This window comes from Cellulosimicrobium sp. TH-20, assembly GCF_002105775.1.
Lineage (GTDB): Bacteria > Actinomycetota > Actinomycetes > Actinomycetales > Cellulomonadaceae > Cellulosimicrobium > Cellulosimicrobium funkei.
On sequence record NZ_CP020857.1, the window covers coordinates 317,257 to 332,305 of the forward strand.

A 15,049-nucleotide genomic window follows, 5' to 3' on the forward strand; every position below is an offset into this window, starting at 1 on the left:
CCGACCGTCCGTCGTCAGCCGCCCGGAGGCCCGTCGGGGAGCGTGGTCGCACCACGTCCCCCGGCGGGCCTCCGCTCGTCCCGCACCGTCGAGGATCACCCGCAGCAGTTCTCCGGAACCCCTGGACACGGGCAGACAGCGCTGTCAGGATGACGAGCACCGGCGCTCCGCACCCCTGGCCCCTCGGCAACCACCCGCGCCGCACCGCCGTCCCCGGCGGACCCGCTCCCGACGACGACGACGAGAGACACGCACCATGACCCGATCGCCCGCCCCGCCCCCTGCCGTGCGCCGCGCTCGGCGCCGCACGACGACCGCCGCCCTCGCGCTCGCGACGGCCGGCTCCCTCCTCCTGGCCCCCGCGACCGCCCAGGGCGCGCCGGCCTCCCCGCCCGCGGCCCCGGCGTCGACCACGGTCGACGCCCCTCCGGCGTACGGCGCCCCCGACGCGACCGCCGCCGACTACTACGGCGCGCTGCTGCGCCACACCCGCTGGGTCGAGACCGTCTGGGACGAGTCCGCGGGGGTGTACCAGCTCAAGGACTTCAACTTCGCCGTCGTGCTGGGCAACGCCGTGCTCCTGACCCACGGCGAGTACGACGCCGAGCTCGCGGGCGTCCCGCAGGAGACGCTGCGCGCCCGCACGCTCGCGACGATCCGGCACTACGCGGCGACCAACCGCTTCGTCGACCCCGCAGGCACGTGGGGCAAGAAGCTGTTCTGGGACTCGACGTTCCAGTCCTACTTCCTCGCGGCGGGGACGCTGCTGTGGGACGAGCTCGACGCGACGACGCAGGCCAACCTCACCACCATCGCGACGGGCCAGTCGAAGTACACCGCCGACCTCGACTTCGGCAAGGACCCGCTCTCGGGGTCGTGGACCGCCGACTGGCCGACGGGCAAGCACGAGGGCGACACCGCGCAGGAGGAGGTCGGCGTCTACACGCAGGCCCTCGCGCCCGGCCTCGCCTGGGCCCCCGACGACGCCGACGCCGCACGCTGGGCCGAGCAGCTCGGCGACTGGGGCCGCAACGCCGCGGGCCAGCCGACGGCCGACCGGAACAACCCGGCCGTCGTCGCCGGCAAGCCCGTGTCGACGAACACCATGCAGACCATCCACGACACGTACCTCGTGGAGAACCACGGGTCGTTCGGGCCGCACTACCAGTCCGACATCTGGCGCTCGGGCGGCCGCAACGCGATCCACTTCCTCCTGCGCGACGAGCCGCTCCCCGAGATCCTGCTGCACCAGCCGAACTCGGCCGAGCTCTGGGAGTCCATCAAGCTCGTCATGTCCGACGCGGGCGAGCCGTTCATGCCCATGGTCGCCGACCGCGAGTTCCTCTACGGCCGTGACGCCATCCCCATGGCGTTCCTCGGCCAGGTCCTGCGCGACCCCGACGCCGCGCGCGCCGAGGCGAACCTCGCCGCGGCGCTCGAGGACTACCAGTCGTACGCGCCCGTCTACCGGCTCGCGAAGTTCTCCGGCGAGCCCAAGTACGAGCCCGAGGCCCGCGCGGAGATCGCGATCTCCTACCTCCTGCACGTCGAGGCCGCCGAGTCGCCCGAGGGTCCCGTCGAGCCGACGCCGCAGGACGAGTTCTTCGAGCGTCTCTCCGGCGTGCGCGACTTCGGGGCCGGGCCCGGCCTGACCGCCCAGCAGACGGCGGACGCGTGGGCCGCGGCGTCGAGCCGCAAGGGCTTCGTCAAGTTCCCCTGGGTCCCGGCGCACGACTCGTGGCTGTTCCACGTCTCCGGCTCGACCCCGTTCCTCTACCCGACCACGGGCGCGACGGTCGACGACCGGCACGTGCGGACGTACACCGGGCCGCGGGACGGCTTCGAGGGCACGTCGTCCGTGTTCCGGGTGGGCGGCGGGTACGCGGGCCAGGTCACGCTCCCGACGGGCGCCGCCGTCTACGCGTCGACCGGCGCCGGCACGGAGGACGCGAGCCTGTCGGTCCGCAACCTCGACATGAACGGCTACTCGGGCCTCGACGGGTCGCGCACCTACACGACCGCCGAGGGCGAGACCACCGCGACGCTCCCGGTGACGCGTCCGGCCGACCCCGCGGACGCGAAGGCCGCGCGCGTCGACGACCTGTCGTTCGCGCCGGTCACGGCCCGCTACGTCCGGCTCCTCGGCCAGCAGGGCCACCCGCAGTACGGCTACTCGATGTTCGCGTTCCACGCCTACGGCGACGAGCGGTCGACGACCGACCTCGCCGCCGGGAAGGTCGCGACCGCGTCGAGCCAGGACACGGCGGGCGGCCGCACCGCGGCGCGCGTGACCGACGGCAACCCGTCGACCCGCTGGGCCGTCGCGGTCGGCGAGCGCACGCGCCCCGACTCGTGGATCCAGGTCGACCTCGGCGAGGAGACCACCGTGGGCGGCGTGCGGTTCGCGTGGGAGGCGAGCGCGGGCGCGCGCTACCTCGTCCAGACGTCGACCGACGGCGAGACCTGGACCACCGCGACCGCCTACGGCAAGGCCCCGGCGGACGTGAACGTCGCGCGGCTCGACACCGTCGACCTCACGCCCGCGGGCGCCGACGAGCCCGGCCCCGTCACGACGCGCTACGTCCGCATGCAGGGCGTGCGCGGCGACGCGGCCTACGGCTACTCGCTCTACCACCTGCGCGCGTTCTCGCCCACGGGGACCGACGTCGCCGCGGGCAAGGCGGCCACGGCGTCGAGCGCCAACGGGTCCAACCCTGCGAGCGCCGTCACCGACGGCTCCGCCACGACCCGCTGGGCCGTCGCGGTCGCGGACCGCACGCGGCCCGACTCCTGGGTCCAGGTCGACCTCGGCGTGCCCACCGCGGTGAGCCAGGTCCAGCTCGGCTGGGAGGTCGCCGCGGGCCAGGAGTACCGCGTGCAGACGTCGCTCGACGGGCAGACGTGGCACGACGCCGCGTCGTTCCGGTACACGGGCGACCAGGTGCTGAGCAGCGAGGGCGACTGGCTCAACGTCGAGGGCGAGGCCGGGTTCGTCGTGCGCGGCTCGGACGCCCCCGTGACCGTCTCGCGCGCGACGGACACGCGCCACGTCGTGCGGCTCACCGACGGCGCGACCGGACCCCGGCTCGTCGAGATGGTCCCGGGCGACGCCGCGGCGACGGCCGCGCAGGCGGGGGCCCGCGTGCCCGCGGCCGACGCGGCGAGCGTGCTCGTGAGCGCGGTCGACGGGTACGTCGTCGCGTTCAACCTCACGGGCGCCGACGTCGCGACGACCCTCACCGTCCCGCACGACGGCGGGGCCGTCCCGGTCTACGCCGGCACCCAGACCGTCGGGGCGGACGCCTCGACGCTCGCGGTCACGGTCCCCGCGGGCGACGCCGTCGTCCTCGCGCCGCGCGCGACGGTCGCCACACCCGCCGGGCAGACCCCGACCGGGGTCACGGTCGCCGTCGACGACGCCCGCTCGTTCCGCGTCAGCGGCGACGGGTCGCCGGTCGAGCTGCGCCACGCCGAGACGGGCGCGACGCGCACGGTCGGGGCGGCGCCGTCGGGCACGCGCGTCACCCTCCGGGACTCGACCCCGTTCCCGGTCGCGGACCACGCGCTCAGCACGCTCACGTTCCCCGCGTCCGTGCTGCCCACGGGCATGACGTCGCCCTCGCTCGCCGTCGACGGCGACGCCGCGACGGCGTGGGTCCCCGGGCCGGACGGCCGCATGGTCACCGACCTGGGCGCGCCGCGCGAGATCGGCACCGTCGTCGCCGCGTGGGAGCGCGGCGGCGCGCCGGAGTCGGTCCTCTCGGTGAGCGACGACGGCCTGACCTTCACCGACGTCGGCACGATCGGTGCCGGTGGCGCGCGCGGCACGCTCGCCGTGGACCGCACGGCCCGGTACGTCGCGCTGAGCACGTCGTGGCGGGACGGCGACCCGGGCCTCACGGCCCTCCGGGTGCTCGCGCCCGGCGCGGCGGACCCGGCGTCGCCGGCCGCCGTCGCCGTGACCGCGACGGCCGAGGTGCGGTGCCTCGCGGGCAAGGCGTACGTGGCGGTGCGCGTCGTGAACGACGACGACGTCCCGCTCGACGTCGACGTCGCCACCCCGTGGGGCGCGAAGAGCTTCCCGTCCGTGGCACCCGGCAAGAACGCGTACCAGTCGTTCGCCGTCCGCGGGGCCACGACCGGCCCCGTGACCGCGACGGCCGCGCCGTCCGACGACGCCGACGAGCGCGAGACCGTCGCGACTCCGGAGCACGGCCAGCCCGCCTGCGGCTGACCGTCCCGGTCCCCCGGACCCGGGGTCGTGCGCCCGCCCGGGGCGCGCGGCCCCGGGTCCGTCGCGTCCGGCGCGCGCGTCCCGCGTGGGGCTGCGTCGGGCCTGGACCGGGCCCGGATCGGGCCCGGCAGGTCGGGACCTTCGGCCGGTCCGGCGCGGGGGCCCGCGAGGATACGTTCGAGGTCCTGACGGCACCGCCGTCAGGAGGTCCGGACCGCCGGGCCGTCGTGGTCCGAAGGAGCCGCCGATGACCCGCCCCGGCCTCGTGGTCGCCGGACTGGACCGGCTGTCCGTCACGGACTGGCCCGGCCGACGGGTCGCCACCGTCCTCACCCAGGGCTGCCCGTGGCGCTGCGGCTACTGCCACCACCCGGGGCTGTGCGCGGTCGCCGCGCTCGGCGGCCCGCCGCCGCAGGACACGGTCCCCTGGTCCGAGGTCGTCGCGTTCCTCGCGCCGCGCCGCCGCCTGCTCGACGGCGTCGTGTTCTCGGGCGGCGAGCCCACCCTGCACCCCGGGCTGCTCGGCGCGATCGACGACGTGCGGGGCCTCGGCCTCGACGTCGGCCTCCACACGGCCGGCCCGTGGCCGGCGCGGCTCGCTCGGCTGCTGCCGTTCGTCGACTGGGTCGGCCTCGACATCAAGCACCTGCCGTCCCGCTACCCCGTCGTGACGGGCACGATCCCGTCGGGTCGGCGCGCGTTCGAGGCGCTGGCCGTGATCCTGCGCTCGGGCGTCGACCACGAGGTGCGCACGACCGTCGACCCGAGCGTCCACTCGCGCACCGAGCTCCTCGCGCTCGGCACGCACCTGCGCCGCCTCGGCGTGCGCGAGTGGGTGCTCCAGGAGGCCGTGCCCGACGGCGCGTCCCCCGCCTGGGCGCGCGGCCTCGCGGGCCGCCGCCTCACCGACGTGCTCGACGCGACCGACCTCGCCTGGGCGCGGCGGCGGGTCGCCGCCTGACGTCGCGCCGCGGGTGCGCGGGGTCGGGCCGCACGCGACGGCCCGATCGGGCGTGCCGGCGCCGCGCGGGCCCGCCCGTCAGACCGGGCGGACCGGCTGGCGGAGCACGGTGCGCAACTTCGCGGGGTCGGTGCGCCGGACGTCGCTCAGGTAGATCTCGTGGTGCGGCCCGGCGAACGTGAGCCCGTGCTCGGGCAGGTAGACGTCGTGCAGCTCGGCGAGCACCGGGCCCTCGTCGTCGTACGGGCCGACGTGCAGCGTCTGCACCGACCGCCCCTCCGTGAGGCTCGTGCGGCGCACGAGGTCGAGCGCGACCGGCGGCTCCTTCTTCGCCCGGAGCGTCTCCGTGGCGGCGACCACCGTGTCCTCGTCCACCCAGTCGGGCTGGAGGACGAGGAGGGTCCACCGCCACGCGCCCTTCTCGCGGCGCACGAACGTGCCCGGGTCGTCGGCCGTCCACAGCCCCTCGAGCGGCCCGACGACGTAGTCCCGCCCCGCGCGCTTGCTCGCGAACTTCACGGCGTAGGACAGCGAGAACAGCGCCTCGACCGCCTGCGCGTAGGCCGACGCCGTGTTGGGGTCGCCCTCGCCGTCGACGGCGAGATAGGCCAGGGTCGGCACGTCCACCTCGACGAACCGGCCGCGGGGCGGCGCGTAGAGCTCGCGGTGGGACGCCTTGAGGTCGACCTTGTCCGACGGCATGGCCCGACGCTACCGGGCCCCTCCGACACGCGAGCGCGCCGCCGGACGGTCCGCGCACGATGCCCGCACGCCTGATATCCAGGACGGGTGACCTCACCGCCGCCCCACCCCCCGCACGACCCGCGGCACGGGTCCGCGTACGGCGGCCCCCCACCGGGGCCGCACCCCGCCTACCCGCCGCACCCCGGGCACCCGGGTCCCGGGTATCCGCCGCAGCCCGGGCACGCGGGGCACCCGGGGCTCGGGTATCCGGCACCGGGGTATGCACCGCCGCCCCCGCCGCCGGCGGCCGCCTTCACACCGAGGTACCGACGCACCGCCTGGGTGCTCATCTGGGTGCCGGTCGTCCTCATGGTCGTCGCGGGCGCGCTGAGCATCGGCCTGCTCGCCTACGCGGACAGCGACCCGTCGAACAACTCGGCCGCCGGCTACCTCGCGCTGATGATGTGGGCGGCGATGCTCGTCGTCGGGCCGCTCCTGCTCGGGGCGTTCGTCCCGGGCTGCGTGATGCTCGCGCGCTCGAACCGCGCACGGGCGCTCACGCAGGTCACCGGCTACCGGCCGCCGGCCTGACGACGGGCTCCGGGTCGGGCCGCGCGGCGGGTGGCGTCACGTAGTCGACGACCGCCCGCACGACGTCGGGGTCGCGCAGCAGCCGGTGGTGCCCGAGCCCGTCGGTCGTGAGCAGCTCGCCCTCGGGCCAGGCCGCCGCGAGCGCGGCACCCACGGGGTACGGGACCTCCTTGTCGGCGCGGTCGTGCACGACGAGCGCCGGCGGCACCGGGTGGGTGCGCAGCGTCTCGCGCACGTCGAGCTCGGGCAGCGGGCGCCCGGCCAGGTCGGAGAGCCGGCTCTGGAGGAGCTCGCGCGTCGGGCGCGACAGGCCCAGCAGGTCGGCGAACCCGTCGAGCTGGCCGAGGACGTCGGCGATCGCCGCGACGAGCACGAGGCGCCCCGCGGGCAGGCCGTCGCGCACCGCGAGCACGGTCGTCGCCGTGCCGAGCGAGTGCCCGACGACGGCCGTCGCCTCCCCGTGCTCGCGCACCACCGCGGCGAGGGCGTCCGCGAGCTCGGGCATCGTGCTACGCCGCGGACCGAGGCGGCCAGGCCCGGAGTCCCCGTGGCTCGGCGCGTCGAACGCGACGACGCGGTGGCCCGCGGCACGCAAGGGCTCGACGAACGCTCCGAGCTGGCCGCGCCGCCCGCCCCACCCGTGCGCGAGGTAGACGACGCCGGCCCCCGCCCCGTGCCCTGCGGTCCCGTCGGCCGCGTCGTCCGCGGAGGCGTGCGGGTCCCACGACTCGACGACGACCCGCGCGCCGGACGACGTCGTCACGGTGCTCAGCGCACCGGCGACGGCGCGGTCGTCGCGGCGACGACCTGCGCCGTCGGGCGGGGTGCACCACAGGTCGAGGGCGAGCCGGGCGGCACGCCGGGGCGACACCGTCTGGAGCACCGCGAACCGGGCGCGCACGAGCGCGAGTCGAGCCGCGGCCTTCCGACGACGCGCGGCGCGCCGTCGGTCCAGGCGAACGGTCGTGCTTTTCTCGGCTCGCGAGGTGGTCACGAGGATCCTCTCCGTCAGGATGGGTCGGGTGCGGGGCAGGTGCTCAGGCGACGGGCACGGGTGCGCGCGACCCGTCGAGGAGCGCCTCGAACGCGCGACGCGCCCGGTCCTCGGCCAGCGGGTCGGCCATGAAGACGTGCGCGTGGTGCAGCGCGAGCATCACCCCGTACAGCTCCGACGCGAACTGCTGGGGGTCTACGTCGTCGCGGAAGCCGCTCTCCGCGACGCACGTCCGGTAGACCTGCGCGACGGTGTCGTACAGGTCCTGGTGGTCGCGCACGAGCTGGTCGCGGACCGGCCCTTCCTGGGCGGCGAGCTCGGTCGCCGCCTTGACGAACAGGCAGCCGCCGGGCTGCTGCCGCAGGTCGCACACGAGCCAGCGCTCGAACAGCTCGCGCAGGCGGCGCTCGCCCCGAGGTGTGCGCAGCGCGGGCGCCACGACCGTGTCGACGAACTCCGCGCGCGCCTGGTCGAGCACCGCGAGCTGGAGCGACTCCTTGGAGCGGAAGTGCGCGTAGAGCCCGCTCTTCGACATGCCCGTGGCACGCGCGAGCTCACCGATCGTCAGGCCCGCGAGGCCGACGCGGTACGCGGCCTCCACGCCGCGGTGCAGGATCGCCTGCCGCGTGTCGTCGCCCTTGGTCACCCGGCGAACGTAGCACGACCGTGCGGAAACCGGGAGGGCAGGTCGCCCGGCCGCGGCGTCACGCGACGCGCGGGAAACGACGAACGGCCCCACCCGTCGGGTGAGGCCGTTCCGCTGTGCGCCCGGAGGGATTCGAACCCCCAACCTTCTGATCCGTAGTCAGATGCTCTATCCGTTGAGCTACGGGCGCTGGTCGTGCTGGCCGTTGATCGCTCACCGGCCGTCGAGAACACTACCGCGTCCTCGCCCTGATCCCAAACCGGGTCCGGGCCCGGAGGCCGCGGCGTGACGGACGCCACGCCGTCCGACCGTCGCCGCACGGACAGCGCCGCACGGTCCCCCCACGGTCGGACCCGCGCCGGGCGACGTCCCGTCCCCAGCCCGACGCGGCGGCACCGCTCCCCGGCGGACGATCGACGCATGACGTTCACCGGCCCCACTCCCGTCCCCGGCGGCTCGCCACTCGTCGCGAGCGCGCTCACCAAGGTCTACGGCTCCGCGCAGACCGCGACGCACGCCCTCGCAGGGGTGAGCCTCACGGTCCGCCCCGGGGAGTCGCTCGCGATCATGGGCCCGTCCGGGTCCGGCAAGACGACGCTCCTGCACTGCCTCGCGGGCATCATCACGCCGACGTCCGGCTCGGTGTCGTGGCGCGGCGAGGACGTCGCGACGCTCTCGGAGGCGCGGCGCACGATCCTGCGCCGCCAGGACTTCGGCTTCGTCTTCCAGTCGGGCCAGCTCCTGCCCGAGCTGCCCGCCGTCGAGAACGCGGCGCTGCCGCTCATGCTCGCCGGCACGGCCCGCGCGGAGGCCACCGCGGTCGCCGCCCGCTGGCTCGCCCACCTCGGCCTCGCCGGGATGGAGCAGCGCCGGCCGGGCGAGCTCTCCGGCGGGCAGGCGCAGCGCGTCGCGATCGCGCGCGCCCTCGTCGGGTCGCCGGGCGTCGTCTTCGCCGACGAGCCGACGGGCGCCCTCGACCAGTCGACCGGCGCGGAGGTGCTCGACGTCCTGACCCGCGCGACCCGCGACTCGGGTGCCGCGCTCGTCGTCGTGACGCACGACGCCGGGGTCGCGCGGCACTGCTCGCGCACGGTGACGATGCGCGACGGGCTCGTCTCCGGCGAGTTCTTCGCGCCCGGCCACGACGTCGCCGCCCCGGCCGTCCCCGGTCAGGAGAGCGCCCGATGAGGACCGTCGACCTCTGGTGGCTCCTGCGCCGCCGCAGCGCCGACGAGCGCGACCCGCAGGGCCTGACCAACGTGCTCGCCGTCATCGCGTTCGCCACGACCACCGCGATCCTGCTCGTCGTCGTGGGCGGGTTCGGGGCGTTCCTCGGCCGCGCGGGCGGGATCGAGGGCATGCAGGAGGGCGTGGACGCGGCCGTGACGTCCTACGACACGCAGTACCCGATCTTCGCCGGCATCGCCTCGCTCCTGCTGCTCATCCCGCTCGTCACGCTCGGCGGGGCGGCCGCGCGGCTCGCCGTCGCGCGCCGCGACGCGCGCCTCGCGGCGCTCCGGCTCGCAGGGGCGACGACCGGCCAGGTCACGTCCCTCACGGTGCTCGACGCCGCCGCCCAGGCCGTCACGGGCGCGCTCGTCGGCCTGGTCGGCTACGGCGCCCTCCTGCCGCTCGTCGCGCAGCTGCGCTTCCAGGGCCGCACGTTCGACGTCGCCGAGCTGTGGGTCGGCGTGCCCGCCCTGCTGGGCGCCGTCGTCCTCGTGGTCGCGGTCGCGCTCGTGTCGGCGCTCGTCAGCCTCCGGCGCGTCGCGATCACGCCGCTCGGCGTCGCCGCGCGCGTCACTCCCCCGGGCCTCAAGGCGGTGCGCCTGCTCGCGACCGGGCTCGCGGCCGTCGCGATGATCGTCGCGACCAACCTGTCGTTCGGCTCGGCCGCGGTGGGGATCACCGTCGTCGTCGTCATCCTGCTGATCGGCTTCGCGACGCTCAACCTCGTCGGGCCGTTCGTCATCTGGGTCGTCGGCAGGATCACCGCCGGCTCCGCGCGCCGCGTGCCCACGCTGCTCGCCGGACGGCGGATCGTGGACAACCCGAAGACCGCGTGGCGGTCCGTGGGCGGGGTCGCGCTCGCGACGTTCATCGCGGGCCTCGCGAGCATCTTCGCGCTCTTCGACCCGGGCACCGCGTCCGACCCCGCGGAGGCCCAGTTCCTCGTCGACATCAAGACGGGCGGCTTCCTCACCCTCGCCATCGCGGGCGTCCTGGCCGCCGTCTCGACGGGTGTCATGCAGGCGGGCCGGGTCATCGACCAGCGCGGCGAGTACCGCACGCTCGTCCTCGCGGGCACCGACCTGCGGACGCTCGACCGGGCGCGCTTCCGCGAGACGCTCGTGCCGCTCGTCGTGAGCGTGGGCGTCGCGACCGCGGCCGTGCTGCTGTTCATGGTGCCCGTCCTCGGCATCAACGCCTTCACGAACGCGAGCGTCGCCCTGCAGTTCCTGCTGTGCGTCCTGGGGGCGTCCGCGCTCGTGCTCGCCGGGGCGGGCGCGTCGCGGTTCGTCGTGCGGTCGGCGCTCGCGACGACCGGCACGGCGTAGGGCACGGCCCACGGCGCAGGGACGACGTCGGGGCGTCACGCAGGGCCGGTGACGGCACCGGGGCGGCTGGGGCTCGCCACGAGCCCGGCCGCCCCGCCCGCGCGTCGGGCGGTGGAGGCCGCACGATCCCGGGCAACAGAAAAGGCCCCGGGTGCGTGCACACCGAGACCTTCCTGAGCGGAGACGGAGGGATTTGAACCCTCGAACGGGTTGCCCCGTTACCACCTTAGCAGGGTGGCGCACTAGACCTGACTATGCGACGTCTCCTCGCAGGACTCAGCGGAGAGCCTGCGTCGCCCAGGGTACAAGGGCGTCGCCACCAGACCAAACCGCCGGCCCGACGGCGTCCCCTCCTACCGCTCGAACGTCCACTCCCGGTCGGTGAGCATCCGCGCGACGGCGAGCCCGATCGCGAGCGCGACGATCACCAGGCCCGCCTCCACGGCGTAGGCGAGGGCCTGCGCCGTCGCCCCGGTGTTGAACTCGTACACCGCCCGGTACGCCGTGACGCCGGGGACCATGATGACCACGGCCGGGACGGACACCGTGATGCGGGGGACGCGCAGCGCGGGCGCGACCGTCGCCGCGAGGAGCCCCACGAGCAGCGCCGCCGCCGCGGCGGCCGCCTGCGGGACGACGTCGGCGTCGACGAGGAGCAGGCGCCCCACGTTCGCCACCATGCCGATCGAGGCCGCCCCGAGCGCCATCGCCCAGGGGCTGTTGAACATCAGCGCGAACCCGAGCACCCCGAGGAAGCTCGCGACCGCGCGCAGGCCGAACAGCAGCGGCTCCGCGAGCACCGGTGCGGGCACCGGGTCCGGGGCGAGGCCCGCGGCGGCGGAGACGCCCCACACCGCCAGCGCCGCCGACGCGAGGATCATCAGCGCGTACGTCACGCGCGCGACGCCCGCCGAGAAGTCGAGCTTCGCGAGGTCGAGCGCGCCCGTCACGAGCGCGAACCCCGGCACGAGGAACAGCACCGCCGAGACGTACCCCGCCTCGTGGCCGCCCTCGACCCCGGCCAGCGCCGAGAGCCCCAGCACGAGCCCCAGGTATGCGACGCTCGCGACCGCGGCCGCGAGCATCGTCACGCCGAACTGGTTGATGCCGCGGTGCAGCATCGCGCGTCGGACGCCCTGCCCCAGCGCCGCCGCGACGAGCACCGCGCCGCACTCGACGAGGCCGCCGTGGTTGAGGAACGCGAACGCGGCGCACGCGATCCCCGCCCACAGGGCGTTGAGGAACGCCCCGTAGAGCGGCCGTCGGCGCGCGATCCGGTCGAGCTCCGCGTCGACCTCGTCGAGGTCGGCCCCCGCCGGCAGCGTGGCCGAGAAGCGCTCGAGCTGCGCGAGCCGGTCCGCGTTGATCCCGATGGAGCGCACCTCGGTGAGCTCCGTGCGGAAGATCGGCCCGCGGTACGACGTCGCGGTGATCTCCGTCAGCGTCACGTGCGCCGCGATGCGGTCCAGGCCCAACGCCCGGGCCGCGCGCGTCATGTGCGACTTCACGCGGTAGCTGCCGGTGCCCGCGGACAGCGCGAGCCGACCGATCCGCAGCACGGTGCCCGACCGGCGGATGAGGTCGACGGGCTCGAGACCGGCTTCGTCGGCCGGGGAGGGCTCAGGCGTCACGACGCCATGATCCCGTACCGCCCCGCGACCGGCACTCGCCGAAGGTCCCGGACCTCCCGGCCAGAGCCCCGTGCCGTCGAGGCGTACCGTCTGCCCATGGCCGCCGACGTCCCCCGCACCGCCCCCGCCGACGTACCCGGGCGCGGTGGCCCGCGCGTCCCGACCGACTTCGACGTGCTGGTGGTCGGCTCGGGGTTCGGCGGCAGCGTCGCCGCCCTGCGCCTCACCGAGAAGGGCTATCGCGTCGGCGTCCTCGAGGCGGGCCGCCGCTTCACCGACGAGGAGCTCCCCCGCACGTCGTGGCGTCTCCGGTCGTTCCTGTGGGCACCCGCCCTCGGGTGCTTCGGGATCCAGCGCATCCACCGCCTCCGCGACGTGCTCGTCCTCGCCGGCGCCGGTGTCGGCGGCGGCAGCCTCGTGTACGCGAACACGCTGTACGAGCCGCTCGACGACTTCTTCACGGACCCCGCCTGGGCCGACGTCGCCGACTGGCGGACCGAGCTGGCGCCCTGGTACGACCAGGCGCGCCGGATGCTCGGCGTGACCACCTACGCCGGGCGCACCCCCGCGGACGACGTCCTGGAGGACGTGGCCCGCGAGACCGGGGTGGGCGACACCTTCGTGAAGGCTCCGGTCGGTGTGTTCTTCGGCCGAGGCGGGACACGGGAGCCGGGGGCCACCGCCCCCGACCCCTACTTCGGCGGGGCCGGGCCCGAGCGGCGCGGCTGCACCGAGTGCGGCGCGTGCATGACGGGGTGCCGGGTCGGGGCGAAGAACACGCTCGTGAAGAACTACCTCTACCTCGCCGAGCGCGGCGGCGCCCAGGTCCTGCCGCTCACGACCGTCACCGAGGTGCGGCCCGTGCCCGACGGCGCGGGCGGCGTCGTGCACGAGGTCCTCGCCCATCGCTCGGGGCGCCCCTGGGCAGGACGGCGGCGCTACACGGCACGACACGTCGTGCTCTCCGCGGGGGCGCTGGGCACGCAGAGACTCCTCCACGCCATGCGGGACTCGGGACGCCTGCCGGGGGTCTCCGAGCGACTGGGACACCTCACGCGCACCAACTCCGAGGCCCTGCTCGGCGCCACGGTCCGGCGTCGCGACCACCAGCGACGGCCCGACGCACCCGACTACTCGCGCGGCGTCGCGATCACGTCGTCGTTCTACCCGGACGCCCGGACCCACGTCGAGCCCGTGCGGTACGGGAAGGGGTCGGGGGCCATGGGGCTGCTCCAGACCGTCCTCACGGACGGTGGCCCGGGCAGGTGGCGCACCTGGATGCGGGAGCTGTGGCGCCGGCGTCGGGACCTGCCGGCGATGGCCGACCTGCGCGGCTGGTCGTCGCGGACGATCATCGCGCTCGTCATGCAGAGCCACGACAACTCGCTCACCACCTCACTGCGGCGCGGGTTCCTCGGCCGCAAGGTCCTCACGTCCCGCCAGGGGCACGGCGCGCCCAACCCGACCTGGATCCCGGCCGGGAACGACGCCGCGCGCCGCATGGCCCGGCGCATGGGCGGCATGCCGGGAGGGACCGTCGGCGAGCCCTTCGACGTCCCGATGACGGCCCACATCCTCGGCGGGTGCGCGATCGGCGCCTCGCCGCGGACGGGTGTGATCGATCCGTACCACCGTGTCCACGGTCAGCCCGGCCTGCACGTCATGGACGGGTCCGCGGTGAGCGCGAACCTCGGGGTGAACCCGTCGCTCACGATCACGGCGCTCGCGGAACGCGCCTGTGCGCTCTGGCCCAACGCGGGGGACGAGGACGGGCGCCCGCCGCTCGGCGCTGCGTACGCCGTGCTGGACCCGGTGGCACCGCGGCACCCGCTGGTCCCGGCGCACGCCCCGGCAGCACTGCGCCCGGCGCGCGTCAGGCCGGGACGGAGCACGGCTCCCGACCCGGCCTGACGGCACGACTGGCGGAGGGCGAGGGATTCGAACCCCCGGTGCGTCGCCGCACAACGGTTTTCAAGACCGTCACATTAGGCCGCTCTGTCAGCCCTCCCGGCGAGCCATTGTGGCACGCCCCGCCCGTGCACGACGACGGCGGGCCGACCCGTGGAGGGCGGCCCGCCGTCGTGCGGTGGCGCGGGGTGCGGGAGCGGTCAGGCCGCGCCGCGGAGCTGGCGCATCGCGAGCTGGACGAGCGCGATGAGCGTCTGCTTCGTCGCCGCGCGCGAGCGCGCGTCCGTGTAGAGCATCGGCACGTGCGGCGGGATCTGCAGCGCCTCGCGGACGTCCTCGAGCTTGTGCTTGGCCACGCCGTCGAAGCAGTTGACGCCCACGACGAACGGGATGTTGCGCGACTCGAAGTAGTCGATCGCCGGGAAGCACTGCTCCAGGCGGTCGGTGTCGACGAGCACGACGGCGCCGATCGCGCCGCGGACCAGGTCGTCCCACATGAAGAGGAAGCGGTCCTGGCCCGGCGTGCCGAACAGGTAGAGCCACAGGTTGCCCGGCAGCGAGACGCGGCCGAAGTCCATCGCGACGGTCGTCGTCGTCTTGCGGTCGGACACGCCGCCCGCGTCGTCGACGCCCACCGAGTGCTCCGTCATCGCGGCCTCGGTGTTGAGGGGCTCCACGTCCGAGATCGAGCCGATGAACGTCGTCTTGCCGACGGCGAAACCGCCCGCCACGACGATCTTCACGACCGTCGGCGCGGTCCGGGACGCCGCCGCGCCCCCGGGCTGCGCCGCCGCGGCGGGCGGAGCCACGGGCGCTGCCGCGACCGGGCGCGCGGGGGCCGC

General features: G+C 75.5%; 11 protein-coding genes and 3 tRNA genes. 6 read left to right on the top strand and 8 right to left on the bottom strand.

Annotation, left to right across the window (positions count from 1 at the left end):
* The first annotated feature begins 256 nt into the window (after positions 1-256).
* Both B8281_RS01405 and B8281_RS01410 read left to right on the top strand, forming a co-directional pair.
* Positions 257-4,234: a discoidin domain-containing protein gene (locus tag B8281_RS01405; RefSeq protein ID WP_085386673.1), complete on the top strand. Its 3,978-nt coding sequence runs from the start codon at positions 257-259 to the stop codon at positions 4,232-4,234.
* Positions 4,235-4,481: 247 nt separating this feature from the next.
* Complete coding sequence (locus B8281_RS01410) at positions 4,482-5,195, top strand: anaerobic ribonucleoside-triphosphate reductase activating protein (protein WP_043657556.1); 714 nt, start codon at positions 4,482-4,484, stop codon at positions 5,193-5,195.
* A 78-nt stretch (positions 5,196-5,273) separates the two neighbouring features.
* On the opposite strand, the gene B8281_RS01415 is transcribed toward B8281_RS01410, so the two are convergent.
* The gene (locus B8281_RS01415; RefSeq protein ID WP_085386674.1) at positions 5,274-5,897 is read right to left on the bottom strand and encodes a GyrI-like domain-containing protein; all 624 of its coding nucleotides are present in this window, start codon (positions 5,895-5,897) and stop codon (positions 5,274-5,276) included.
* A gap of 324 nt (positions 5,898-6,221) precedes the next feature.
* Here B8281_RS01415 and B8281_RS19040 point away from each other — a divergent pair, with 324 nt between their 5' ends.
* Positions 6,222-6,470 (top strand): hypothetical protein, encoded by a 249-nt coding sequence (locus B8281_RS19040; protein ID WP_051028388.1) that lies wholly within the window; start codon positions 6,222-6,224, stop codon positions 6,468-6,470.
* Here the strand turns inward: B8281_RS19040 and B8281_RS01425 are convergent.
* From B8281_RS01425 to B8281_RS01435, 3 genes are all read right to left on the bottom strand, one after another.
* On the bottom strand, positions 6,445-7,464 hold the full coding sequence (locus B8281_RS01425; RefSeq protein ID WP_198163109.1) for an alpha/beta fold hydrolase: 1,020 nt from the start codon (positions 7,462-7,464) through the stop codon (positions 6,445-6,447). The two genes, B8281_RS19040 and B8281_RS01425, sit on opposite strands and share 26 nt — an antisense overlap.
* 43 nt (positions 7,465-7,507) lie before the next feature.
* Positions 7,508-8,110, bottom strand: a complete 603-nt coding sequence (locus B8281_RS01430; protein ID WP_085386677.1) for a TetR/AcrR family transcriptional regulator — start codon at positions 8,108-8,110, stop codon at positions 7,508-7,510.
* Between the two features lie 117 nt (positions 8,111-8,227).
* Positions 8,228-8,300: transfer RNA gene (locus B8281_RS01435), tRNA-Arg, on the bottom strand.
* A 230-nt stretch (positions 8,301-8,530) separates the two neighbouring features.
* Between B8281_RS01435 and B8281_RS01440 the strand changes: the two genes are divergently transcribed.
* Together B8281_RS01440 and B8281_RS01445 are read left to right on the top strand one after the other, a co-directional pair.
* A complete protein-coding gene (locus B8281_RS01440) occupies positions 8,531-9,298 on the top strand; it encodes an ABC transporter ATP-binding protein (RefSeq protein WP_085386678.1) in 768 nt (255 codons plus the stop codon).
* A complete protein-coding gene (locus B8281_RS01445; RefSeq protein WP_085386679.1) occupies positions 9,295-10,668 on the top strand; it encodes a hypothetical protein in 1,374 nt (457 codons plus the stop codon). Before B8281_RS01440 ends, B8281_RS01445 begins: the two co-directional genes overlap by 4 nt.
* A gap of 178 nt (positions 10,669-10,846) precedes the next feature.
* Here B8281_RS01445 and B8281_RS01450 read toward each other — a convergent pair.
* Positions 10,847-10,935 (bottom strand) — tRNA-Ser (locus B8281_RS01450).
* An 86-nt stretch (positions 10,936-11,021) separates the two neighbouring features.
* On the bottom strand, positions 11,022-12,299 hold the full coding sequence (locus tag B8281_RS01455) for a threonine/serine exporter ThrE family protein (RefSeq protein WP_085386680.1): 1,278 nt from the start codon (positions 12,297-12,299) through the stop codon (positions 11,022-11,024).
* A gap of 96 nt (positions 12,300-12,395) precedes the next feature.
* On the opposite strand from B8281_RS01455, the gene B8281_RS01460 reads away from it, so the two are divergent.
* Positions 12,396-14,210 (top strand): GMC oxidoreductase, encoded by a 1,815-nt coding sequence (locus B8281_RS01460; RefSeq protein ID WP_085386681.1) that lies wholly within the window; start codon positions 12,396-12,398, stop codon positions 14,208-14,210.
* A gap of 9 nt (positions 14,211-14,219) precedes the next feature.
* Here the strand turns inward: B8281_RS01460 and B8281_RS01465 are convergent.
* Together B8281_RS01465 and B8281_RS01470 are read right to left on the bottom strand one after the other, a co-directional pair.
* Positions 14,220-14,307: transfer RNA gene (locus tag B8281_RS01465), tRNA-Ser, on the bottom strand.
* A gap of 100 nt (positions 14,308-14,407) precedes the next feature.
* Positions 14,408-15,016: an ATP/GTP-binding protein gene (locus tag B8281_RS01470; protein ID WP_043657559.1), complete on the bottom strand. Its 609-nt coding sequence runs from the start codon at positions 15,014-15,016 to the stop codon at positions 14,408-14,410.
* Between the last annotated feature and the right edge of the window lie 33 nt (positions 15,017-15,049).